Source organism: Lysobacter sp. GCM10012299, from assembly GCF_042649405.1.
Lineage (GTDB): Bacteria > Pseudomonadota > Gammaproteobacteria > Xanthomonadales > Xanthomonadaceae > Lysobacter_J.
Genome location: NZ_JBHRZC010000005.1, coordinates 181425 through 190739 on the forward strand (window position 1 = coordinate 181425; position 9315 = coordinate 190739).

Genomic DNA, 9315 nt, shown 5'->3' on the forward strand with positions numbered 1-9315 from the left:
GGAGCCGAGGGGGCGCAAAAGCGGTTTACGTCCGCGGGTTATTCGGGGATGTCGGCGAACAGGCCGCGCGGCATCGTCTTGCCGTTGGCGTCATAGGCCGACTTCACGTTGTTGTAGGCCTCCTGCTCGGAGATGAAGCCATCACCATTGGGGTCCTTCGACTTGAAGACCGCCTCGCCACCGGGAACCACGGCGACGAACTCCGCGCGGGAGACGAGTCCGTCATGGTTGGTGTCGGCGGCGGCGAAGCGGGCGTCGCCGCACTGACCCTCACCGCACTTGCCTTCGGCCGTCTTCTTCGCGGCCGCGCTGGTGGCGGGCTTCGCGGCAGAATCGGCGCCGCACTTGCCTTCACCGCACTTGCCTTCCGCTGCGGCATGGCTGGCGGCCAGCATGTAGCCCTGGGCAAGCGGCTGCATGGCGAATGTGCTGCCACTCAGGACGAGACCGGCCAGGGCGACGCCGAGCATTCCGGCCGGGCCGCGGGTGTTGTTCTTGGACATTGAGGTAACTCCGATAGGGACGCGGCACCGCCGCAAAGTGTTTTGTCGCGCGGTCTGGAACGTTTTCGCGGACAGGAAACAGTTAAGGCCGACGAGGTATCGGGCATGTGTCGCGGCCGCAGCGGGTGTGTAACAGCGCGTGGCCGTCCCGGCGGCAGGTACGTTCCGATACAAAGGCGCATGGCTTGTTGGCCACGACCGGGCGGAATAAGCTCGGGACGCTCGCGGCTGACCCGACCGGGGAGGGCCGCAGGAGAAACGCCATGAGACGCACATGGACCATCGTCGCGGTGCGCGACGTGTTCAGCAGCCTGAGGTGGTACCAGCGCCTGCTGGGGTTGCCCGAAAACGGCCCTGCGCACGATTACTTCGGCCAGGTCCTGGACACAGATGGCACCGTACTCCTGTGCCTCCACAGCTGGGGTGAACATGACCACCCGTCGTTATCGAGTCCCGGCAATGGGCAGCCCGGGAACGGGCTTCTCCTGTTCCTTCGCGTCGACGACTTCGACGAGACCCTGGCCAGGGCAAAGGAGCTCAAGCTTCAGCTGGACGAGGAGCCGCACCTCAATCCGGGCACGCAAACCCTGGAGTTCTCGCTACGCGACCCTGACGGCTACTACGTCCACATCAGTGCGCTGGGGGCGAGCTGAGCCCCGTCTGCGGGCCCTGGGCGACACCTGATAGAGTCCGGCTGCCGGTCCGCCCTGCGGCGGGCCATCAAGGAGGAAGCGATGGATCGTTTTCGCGAGAATCTCGTGCTCTTGGCTTTGACTGCCGGCATCACCCTTGCAGTACACCCCGTGTCCGCCGCGGAGACCGACCCGAAGCAACCCGAAACCACGCGCGCCTATGCGGCCTGCGCGGTGATGGATGAAGTCAACAAGACGCTCTACGCAACCGCTCCTGGCAGGATCGATGCGCTCACGCGACCGGTGACCCTGGATGCACAGGCTTTCTCGACCTGGGTTGCCCGCGTTTACAACGTGCCGGATGGGCGCTTGAGCAGCGCCACGTGCGTCACGGACTACAGCAGCAAGCGCACCGCCGAGTTGAGACTCAAGCCGTTCGTGGATGCCGGCCGCCGCCAGGGGCTGGCAGTCGAGCGCACACGGTGGTGGCTGAGCCAGTAACGGCAATCGGGGCCTGCGCTGTCCCAGCTGCAGGAAGTTTACAGTCGGGCAGCGAGGCCGCCCCGGTCATCCGCCGATCACATGCACCTGCGGCTTTCCGTCGACCTGTTCGAAGCGGAAGCGATACACCAGCGTTACCGGCTGCGGGATGCTCTTCCCGCCAGCGCAGCTGGCCACGGCCAGTTCCTTGTCCTTCACGTTGCGAAAGACGCAGCGCAGCGCCGGGTCGAACTTCCAGGTCTTTGCAGCCGCTTCCGACACGGCCAGGAACTCGGGCTCCGCGCTCGTGGCACAGAACTCCGAGGCCGGCGCCCTGGCCACCACGGTAACGGCGCCCTTCTCGTCGATGCCCACCCTCAGGCACACGGTGCGCGGGGGCAGGTGGCGGGCGAGCAGATCCTGCGGGTAGCTCGGATGGACATTCTTCATGTCGTCCAGCGGCATCAGGAACGACTCGTTGTCCGCCAGTACCAGGCGATCGTTCTTGGGAGCAGGGGCAGCTGCGGGAGCAGGCGCAGGGGCCGTGGCCGCCGCTGCTGCCGGCGTCGGCGTCGTCGTCGCGGCCTGCGCATGCAGCAATGTTGCATGGCAGCAGCCCAAGGCCGCGATGCATCCCAGCGTCACCCACCTGGTCATCGTTTCTCTCCCGATCGATAGCGGGGGTTGGCGGCGCCAACCCAGCGTCATAGAGCCAAACGCAACGACAGGCCACCGGCGGCCGTCCCGGCACGGGTTTTGCCCGGGCCCCGCATTGATTCGCTTTGCTCAACAACGCATTTCCGCCCAGCGAACTACCGGCAATGCGGGATCGGGCCTATAAATCCTGCTGCCGAGCGCGCATTCCCATCAACCAGGCAGGGCAAGGAGAGACCACATGGCTGACGAACTTGCCGCGGCGAATGTCAACCGCTCATACCAGCTGGCGGCATCGAGCATCGCGATTTTCACATTCCTGCTGTTCTTCCTGTACCCCAGGTTCAGCAGTGGCGAGGTGAACCCCTGGCCGTTCCAGATCACGCTGATCGTGATGGGGGTGGCGACGTTCTCGTTCGCGTTCTCGTCCTTCTACTACTACGGCGCGTCGCTGGGCGGACGGATCAAGGATGGCGAGCGCGCCGAGTACTCGCGGCGGGCAGACCGCCTGTGGTTGCTCGGATGCGTGCTGTTGTTCCTGGCGCCGAGCCTGATCCTCTTCACGGTCAAGCTGCTGGTCGTGGCGTCGGCCTGGTTTGCGCTGTGGCTGGTGTATCTGTTCTTCGTGTCGCGCTACTTCCCGCTCATCCTGACTGAGAAAGGCTGACCGAGAAAGGCTGACCAGGCCGGCGGATGGGGAGCGAGGTTGCTCCCCACCCGGCGGTTGAGTGCCGTCAGGTCCCCGCGCTGGGCGGGAAGTCGGCGAACATCTTGTCCAGGCCCTTGTCGATCTCGGCCCCGGCCTTGTCGGCCGCGCGGGGTATCGGCCCGGTGGCGATGCCGCTCCAGATCGCCCGCTGCGCCTTGGCGTCGAACATGTCGACCACGACCGTACTGACCTCGAGCTGCTGCATCGTGATCGTGTCGCTGCCCCCCGGCGCGCCGGAGAAGCCGACGCCGCCCCTGGCATTGGGCTTGTACTTGCGGGCCGTCGACACATTCACGGCAACGGCGACGTCGCCGCGGTCCGCACGCGTCCAGCCCTTGGCTTTCAACCGCGCATCGATACCTTCGACGAAGCGCTGTTGCGTCTCGGACGAAGCATCACCGGGTTGCACTATCCAGTAGTACGTCTTGTACGTGGAGAAGTTCGCCGACTTGTCGGCTTTGGTGGTGACCTCCGGCGATGCGGCAGCAACGGCGAAGGAAACCAGCGCAAGAAACGGAACCAGAGCCTTCATCATGTAGCCTCCAGAACGGTTGGTTGGGTCGAGCAGGCGCCAGCTTACATACTTCAGGGCGCCGCGCCACCAACCCTATGCGGCCTTCCTGCGCGCCAGTGCCCGCTCGTCGATGACGGCCGTGAACAAGGCGCCGACGAAGACGATCAACGACGCGTAGTAGATCCATACCAGGGCCAGCAACAGGGCGCCCATGGACCCGTAGGCCGAGCCGGGGTTGGCGCGCTCCAGGTACCAGCCAATGGCGTTGCGGCCGAGCACGAACAGGACGGCCGTGGCGGCACCGCCACCGAGGGCGCGCTTCCAGCCCACGCGACGGTCGGGCAGGTAGTGGTACATCAGCGCGAACGAGAGCGTGTAGATGAGCCAGGTGGTGACATTGAGCAGTGCCGGCAGTGCCCACTCGTAGCGCGAGAACGCCAGTTGCAGGGCGGTACTGACGGTCATCGACACCAGCAGCAGGAAGCCCATGGCAAACACCAGCCCCAGCGAGAAAACCCGCTTTCTCAACCACGCCACCACGCTTGAGAGGCGCGTGGCGTCGGTGCGGAAGATCCGGTTCAGCACGTCCTGGAGTTGCGCGAACACTGCCGTGGCGCCGACCAGCAACAGCGCCGCGCTCCACCAGCCGGCGATGGACCCGGTATCGGGCCTGGCCTCGGCGTTGTCGATGATGGTCCGGGCGATCTGTTCGGCCTCATGGCCGGCGAGGGTGCCGATCTGGTCCATCAGCGCTTCCTGCGCGCCGGGGAGCAGGGCGCTCGTCAGCCACACCAGGATCAGCAGCAGCGGGGCCAGCGACAGGACCGCGTAGAGCGCCAGCGCGGCGGCCTGCGACATCAGGTCGGTGTCGATGAAGCGCTGGGCCAGGGCGACAGGCAGGCTGCCGCGGGCGCGGCGGACGAATGCTTCCACCGCCGGCCGCCGCAGTGACTGGCCTTGCTGGCCGGGCAACGGTCGCGGTGATGTGGGGTCGGTCATGGCTCAGCAGGCGTTGGGCTGCAGGCGGTTGTGCACGGCGGTGGCGGCAATGGCGGCGTGCCCCGTCGCGACGGAGATCTGGTTGAGCCCGCTGACAACATCGCCGATGGCGTAGAGCCCCTCGATCGACGTCATCAGATGCCGGTCGGTGATAAGTGCTCCTTCCTCATCGCATTTCGCGCCGGCATCCGTGGCCAGGCTGGAGCGCGAAATCAGTCCCATCGAGGGATAGACAACGTCGAAGCTGCGGGTGTTTCCGTCGATGTCGAAATGGCAGCGCTCGCCGTCGAAGCGTGGCACTCCGGCCGGCAGGGTTACTTCGATCCCACAGCGCTCAAGTTCCTGGCCGGCGTCCTCGCTGCGCGGCTCGCGGGAAGGAATCATGACCAGCCGGCGCGAATACGTGCGCAGGAAGCGGGCATGCGATGCGGCATGCTCCATGGGCCCATACACAGCGATCTCCTGGTCGATGGCTTCGAAGGCGTCGCAGATTGCACACAGGCGCATGGCACCGCATTCGATGGCGGCTTTCAGCCCGTCCATCTCCGGCATGACGTCCTCGCAACCGGTGGCCAGGATCACGTTCCAGGCGCGCGTCGCGCCGCCGCCGTGGCCGACAACGAAGTGGTCCTTCTCGCGCTGCAGGGTCTCGACTGCTTCGTCCACCGTGTGCACGCCGAAGGACGTCGCCTGCCGACGCATCCGCGCGAGCAGCTCGGGTCCGCCGACGCCATCGGGAAAGCCAGGACAGTTATGACTTGTCGGAATCCAGACGGCACGCGACTGGCCATGATCGAAAACGACGATGGAGCGGCGATAGCGCGCCAGGTAGGTGGCCGCGGTCAGTCCGGCCGGCCCGCCGCCGACGACGATGCAGTCGACGATGTCGGTCACGGCAGCGCCAGATCTGTCGACATGGCATCAACTCCATGGAGGTCCGAGGGTGATGTTGGCGTCGAGGAGGTGAATGAGGTGTCGAGCGATCGCCTGCATGACGCTGCATGAGCGCTACTTTCACACCGCCTTTAGTACCGCGACCCCAGATTCGATTTGCATCAACCAGCAGATGGATGGAGAAGCGAAATGACCAAGCCCGAAGACCTCGAACAGAAGTTCTGGGAAGCGCTGAAGTCCGACATGACCATGATGCTTGGCGTGGACGGCCTGGAGGAAGGGCACACGCGGCCCATGACGGCGCAGCTCGAGAACGAGAGTCGCGGGCCGATCTGGTTCTTCACGTCCACCGACAACATGCTGGTGAAGCAGGTGACCGCGCCCCGTCGCGCGATTGCTGCGTTCGCCGCAAAGGGACATTCGCTGTTCGCCAGCATCGGCGGAGAGTTGAGCGTCGACACCGATCCGACGGTGGTCGAGCGTTTGTGGAACCCGTTCGTCGCCGCCTGGTACGAAGGGAAGAACGATCCCAAACTCGCGTTGCTGAGGCTGGATCCCGACGAGGGCGAGGTGTGGCTCAACGAGAACAACCTGCTCGCCGGGGTCAAGATGCTCATGGGCATGGATCCCAAGAAGGACTACCAGGACAAGGTGGCAAAGGTGGACCTGCGCACGAATCAGTGATGCCGGTAGCTCCATATCCACACCGCCTTCACCCTGTTGCCGCCACCGTTGCCGCTGTTTCGGAAGGGGGAGGGGTTGTATGGCGGTTGCGGAAGGCCAGTTGGTTCTCGGCGGACTGATCCTGGTGGTCGAGGACCATCCGACCATTGCTGAGTTGATCAGCGAGTGCCTCGAGCGTGTCGGCTATGACGTCGACCTGGCGAGCGACGGACTCGCGGCGCTCGAGAGGCTGGACGGGCGAAGCTATGACCTCGTGATCCTGGACCGATCCCTGCCTCGGATGGACGGCATCGAAGTGTGCCGCCGGATCGCCCGCGGCCAGGCTGGCAGGCCCTCAATCCTGATGCTTACTGCGCATGAAGCCTGGGCGGACAAGGTATGCGCGCTGGAAGCGGGCGCTGACGACTACCTCACCAAGCCGTTCGCCCCGGCGGAACTGCAACGACGCGTCGCCGAACTGATCCAGCGTGGCCGCGAGGCGGCTGCGAGCCTCGTGCTTCCAGTAGCCGCGTTCGCTCTTGATCGTGAGGCTGGTTCCGTCGTGACAGGGGCAACCACCCTCTAGGGGTTGCTTCAACGCTCTGGTCACACAGCCAGTCCGGCATCGCCTTCCAGGATGGTCTGCTGCATCCGTGGCTGTTCGCCTGCCTGCCAGAGCGGCACCTGATGGCGGACGCGATACCGCAGGGGTCCGCCGTCCGCACCGGGGCTGCGTTCGATGGGTCGCGGGATGCAGACGAAGTCGGTTGTCATCGTGCTGGCGTCGACCCGAACGACGGCGTAGCCGTGGCCGCCCATGTCGACGAAGGACAGGTGCGGGGCCAGGTCGGGATTGCTGACCGCGTGTGCCTTCTGCAGGTCGCCACTGCTGGCAAACTCCAGCGCCGAGCGCACGCCGTGGTGCAACAGCAGGTTGGCGGTAGGCTGCGGTGAGCCGCCACCGGGATTGGCGACGTACAACGGGCGCAACGGATATTCCTTCTTCTGGTTGTGCTCGTTGGCTTCGGCCATGCCCGGGGCAGAGATCGAGCCGGTCACGAAGGTGACGCCCACGGGTTCGAACGCCGCAGGCGGCAAGGCCTTGGCCGCGTAGCCCGCCCAGAAGCTGTGGCGGTCGCCGGACACGATGGCGAAACCGGTGATACCGGCATCGCGCACCGCGTCGAAGATCTCGGCGCGTTCGTGGTAGGTGCAACCCCAGTCGCCGGTGGCCAGGATGGCAAAGCCCGCGCCCTCGGGGTACTTGCCCAGCCCGGTCGGGAGATTCTGCGGATCAACGCGCCAATCGGGGGTTCCCAGCGAATTGCCCCAGATCTTCCAGGTGGCCGTCGCGCTGCGCAGGCGCTCGAGGAACCAGGCCTTCTGCTTAGCTCCCAGCATCGTCTGTGCGGCGTCGCCGGCGCGGTAGTTGGCGACGCTCCTGGCGCCGAATGACAACGTCTTCGGCGGATGGCCATTGGCATAGTCGCGGCCGCCATCGAGTTGTCGCATCAACTCCTCGGGGACGAAACCCAGCGTGTCGCCTTCGAACAGCGGGTTGATTTCGTCGTGGTTGCCGGGGTCGCGCGAGCGGAAGCTTCTCTGGTCGGTGATGATCAGATCGATGTGCCGGCCCCAGCGCAAGGCACGGTATGCAATCAGGCTGTTGATCGCAGCGAGATTGTTGGCTTCCGTCCCCAGTCCGTCGTCGTCGAAATCCTTGACCAGCGTGTCGGCGACATGCGGCGCGTTGAACGCGTCCAGCTTCGACCCCGGTGGCAAGACCCGCGCGGGCTGGTACTCGAACCAGGCCTGGTTCGCCGCGACCTTGAGCGTTTGCGCCGGGACCCAGCCTTCGCCGCCAGGGAACTCCTGGATCGACTGCCAGCCCTGCCATGAGAACTCGTGGTTGTCCCACATCGCCACGAACGGCCAGCGCGCACGCGCATCCTGGATGTCGGGGTCCTGCAGGTAGGCGTGGTAGAGGACGCGATAGTCCTCCAGCGAGTCCGGTACCCAGAAGCGGTTCTGGGCGACCACCTTGCCCTTCGGAAACTTGATCGGAAACTTGATGAGGCGGTCGTAGCGATGACCGTCCTTGACCTGGTCCGGGTACTGCACGACTTCGTAGACGAAATCACCCAGGTGCAGCACAAAGCCGAGCCTGTCCTCGGGGGCGGCGCGCTCGTCTTCCCAGATCATCCTCCGATAGGCGTTCTGGGCGCCTTCGCAAATGGTCTGGCAACTGACGAAGGCAAAGCGCGCCGGTCGCGGATCGTCGGGCGAGGGCGCCGTCAGCGTCCGGCCGATGCGGCTGCCGTTGCCTTCCTCATCGACAAAGCGGTACCAGTATTCGCCGGCCGGCGGCAGGTCACCGACCAGCACGCGACAGGTCCAGTCGGCCTCGGCCAGCACCGGCGCCGCCGTGGTCGCGATCACGCGGGTGAAAGCACGGTCTTGCGCCACTTCAACCAGCAGCATGGCGCGCTCGCGTCCGTCGTCATAGGGGCGCCGTGTCCAGAGAAGGACGCTGTTGGCATCGGGATCGCCCGAGGCGACGCCTTGCGGAAACACGTCGCGACGCTCGCGCCAGCCACTGGAAGAGGGACGCACGGTCGAGCATCCCCACGCCAGGGTCGCGCCCATCGCGGTGGCGAGCTGCAGGAACTTGCGACGGCTGAGTGTCGGCATGTCGGCCCACCCGTTCTGCGGAGTCGATAGGCGGCAACGCTAGACCTGGAACATGAGCCGGTGAACGTGCCGGAAGTACCGCGGTGAAGCCAGATCGGCCGATAGGGCCATCTGGTCTACCTGAGCGCCGGGACCGGTGCTAACGTCCGCTTCCGACCCAAGGCGGATATGGGCGTTCCCCGAAGATCATGAGCAAGTGGCTTTCAATCCTGCTGCTCGGAGTCTCGGCCTTGGCCGGCTGCGACAGGCACATGGCCTTCAGTGGCACGGTCGCTGCACAGGATGGGCAGCCGTTGAGGAACTGCACGTACGAGTTCGAAAGTCGAGGAAGGCGAGTGTCCGGTGCGTTCGATGCGCCGCGCTTCGACGAAGGTTATGCGGTGGGCTTTCGAGCCGTGACGATCACGATTGCCTGCGAAGGGTACGCCCCGGTGACGATCAAGGAGACGCCGGGGGGCGATCTTGGCAGGATAGTCCTGGCGCCAGTGGCGGCGAGGTTGCCGCCGCGTCAGTAGGAATGTGCGCATTTGGCCGATCACGGTCGTTCGATGTAGTTGCTGAGCAACGAGGGGAGAC

12 protein-coding genes are annotated in these 9315 nt (G+C 65.3%); 6 read left to right on the forward strand and 6 right to left on the reverse strand.

Annotation, left to right across the window (positions count from 1 at the left end; genetic code table 11):
* Window positions 1–38: 38 nt before the first annotated feature.
* Window positions 39–503: an EF-hand domain-containing protein gene (locus ACFOPO_RS14870; protein WP_386704141.1), complete on the reverse strand. Its 465-nt coding sequence runs from the start codon at window positions 501–503 to the stop codon at window positions 39–41.
* 263 nt (window positions 504–766) lie between these two features.
* Between ACFOPO_RS14870 and ACFOPO_RS14875 the strand changes: the two genes are divergently transcribed.
* Both ACFOPO_RS14875 and ACFOPO_RS14880 read left to right on the forward strand, forming a co-directional pair.
* Window positions 767–1156 (forward strand): VOC family protein, encoded by a 390-nt coding sequence (locus tag ACFOPO_RS14875; protein ID WP_386704143.1) that lies wholly within the window; start codon window positions 767–769, stop codon window positions 1154–1156.
* Between the two features lie 81 nt (window positions 1157–1237).
* The gene (locus tag ACFOPO_RS14880) at window positions 1238–1636 is read left to right on the forward strand and encodes a hypothetical protein (protein ID WP_386704144.1); all 399 of its coding nucleotides are present in this window, start codon (window positions 1238–1240) and stop codon (window positions 1634–1636) included.
* A 66-nt stretch (window positions 1637–1702) separates the two neighbouring features.
* On the opposite strand, the gene ACFOPO_RS14885 is transcribed toward ACFOPO_RS14880, so the two are convergent.
* Entirely contained in the window at window positions 1703–2272 is a 570-nt protein-coding gene (locus ACFOPO_RS14885) for a hypothetical protein (RefSeq protein WP_386704146.1), read from the reverse strand.
* A gap of 238 nt (window positions 2273–2510) precedes the next feature.
* On the opposite strand from ACFOPO_RS14885, the gene ACFOPO_RS14890 reads away from it, so the two are divergent.
* Complete coding sequence (locus tag ACFOPO_RS14890) at window positions 2511–2936, forward strand: hypothetical protein (protein ID WP_386704148.1); 426 nt, start codon at window positions 2511–2513, stop codon at window positions 2934–2936.
* A gap of 67 nt (window positions 2937–3003) precedes the next feature.
* On the opposite strand, the gene ACFOPO_RS14895 is transcribed toward ACFOPO_RS14890, so the two are convergent.
* The 3 genes from ACFOPO_RS14895 to ACFOPO_RS14905 all read right to left on the reverse strand — a co-directional run bounded on the left by ACFOPO_RS14895 (window position 3004) and on the right by ACFOPO_RS14905 (window position 5385).
* Window positions 3004–3513 carry a DUF4136 domain-containing protein gene (locus ACFOPO_RS14895; protein WP_386704149.1) on the reverse strand — a complete coding sequence of 170 codons (510 nt, stop codon included), beginning with the start codon at window positions 3511–3513 and terminating at the stop codon, window positions 3004–3006.
* 72 nt (window positions 3514–3585) lie between these two features.
* On the reverse strand, window positions 3586–4491 hold the full coding sequence (locus tag ACFOPO_RS14900) for a YihY/virulence factor BrkB family protein (protein WP_386704151.1): 906 nt from the start codon (window positions 4489–4491) through the stop codon (window positions 3586–3588).
* A 3-nt stretch (window positions 4492–4494) separates the two neighbouring features.
* Entirely contained in the window at window positions 4495–5385 is an 891-nt protein-coding gene (locus ACFOPO_RS14905; RefSeq protein WP_386704152.1) for an NAD(P)/FAD-dependent oxidoreductase, read from the reverse strand.
* 189 nt (window positions 5386–5574) lie between these two features.
* Between ACFOPO_RS14905 and ACFOPO_RS14910 the strand changes: the two genes are divergently transcribed.
* Complete coding sequence (locus tag ACFOPO_RS14910) at window positions 5575–6069, forward strand: pyridoxamine 5'-phosphate oxidase family protein (RefSeq protein ID WP_386704153.1); 495 nt, start codon at window positions 5575–5577, stop codon at window positions 6067–6069.
* Window positions 6070–6148: 79 nt separating this feature from the next.
* The gene (locus ACFOPO_RS14915) at window positions 6149–6634 is read left to right on the forward strand and encodes a response regulator transcription factor (protein WP_386704154.1); all 486 of its coding nucleotides are present in this window, start codon (window positions 6149–6151) and stop codon (window positions 6632–6634) included.
* A 20-nt stretch (window positions 6635–6654) separates the two neighbouring features.
* Here the strand turns inward: ACFOPO_RS14915 and ACFOPO_RS14920 are convergent, their stop codons facing one another.
* Window positions 6655–8739, reverse strand: a complete 2085-nt coding sequence (locus ACFOPO_RS14920; protein ID WP_386704155.1) for an alkaline phosphatase D family protein — start codon at window positions 8737–8739, stop codon at window positions 6655–6657.
* A gap of 188 nt (window positions 8740–8927) precedes the next feature.
* Between ACFOPO_RS14920 and ACFOPO_RS14925 the strand changes: the two genes are divergently transcribed.
* The gene (locus tag ACFOPO_RS14925) at window positions 8928–9254 is read left to right on the forward strand and encodes a hypothetical protein (RefSeq protein WP_386704156.1); all 327 of its coding nucleotides are present in this window, start codon (window positions 8928–8930) and stop codon (window positions 9252–9254) included.
* The last annotated feature ends 61 nt before the right edge of the window (window positions 9255–9315 follow it).

What these genes read in the sequence shown, in the direction of transcription:
- ACFOPO_RS14880 (WP_386704144.1), top strand. Translation starts at nt 1,238, where the DNA reads ATGGATCGTTTTCGCGAGAATCTCGTGCTCTTGGCTTTGACTGCCGGC.
- ACFOPO_RS14925 (WP_386704156.1), top strand. Translation starts at nt 8,928, where the DNA reads ATGAGCAAGTGGCTTTCAATCCTGCTGCTCGGAGTCTCGGCCTTGGCC.
- ACFOPO_RS14915 (WP_386704154.1), top strand. Translation starts at nt 6,149, where the DNA reads ATGGCGGTTGCGGAAGGCCAGTTGGTTCTCGGCGGACTGATCCTGGTG.
- ACFOPO_RS14890 (WP_386704148.1), top strand. Translation starts at nt 2,511, where the DNA reads ATGGCTGACGAACTTGCCGCGGCGAATGTCAACCGCTCATACCAGCTG.
- ACFOPO_RS14870 (WP_386704141.1), bottom strand. Translation starts at nt 503, where the DNA reads ATGTCCAAGAACAACACCCGCGGCCCGGCCGGAATGCTCGGCGTCGCC.
- ACFOPO_RS14910 (WP_386704153.1), top strand. Translation starts at nt 5,575, where the DNA reads ATGACCAAGCCCGAAGACCTCGAACAGAAGTTCTGGGAAGCGCTGAAG.
- ACFOPO_RS14900 (WP_386704151.1), bottom strand. Translation starts at nt 4,491, where the DNA reads ATGACCGACCCCACATCACCGCGACCGTTGCCCGGCCAGCAAGGCCAG.
- ACFOPO_RS14885 (WP_386704146.1), bottom strand. Translation starts at nt 2,272, where the DNA reads ATGACCAGGTGGGTGACGCTGGGATGCATCGCGGCCTTGGGCTGCTGC.
- ACFOPO_RS14895 (WP_386704149.1), bottom strand. Translation starts at nt 3,513, where the DNA reads ATGATGAAGGCTCTGGTTCCGTTTCTTGCGCTGGTTTCCTTCGCCGTT.
- ACFOPO_RS14920 (WP_386704155.1), bottom strand. Translation starts at nt 8,739, where the DNA reads ATGCCGACACTCAGCCGTCGCAAGTTCCTGCAGCTCGCCACCGCGATG.
- ACFOPO_RS14875 (WP_386704143.1), top strand. Translation starts at nt 767, where the DNA reads ATGAGACGCACATGGACCATCGTCGCGGTGCGCGACGTGTTCAGCAGC.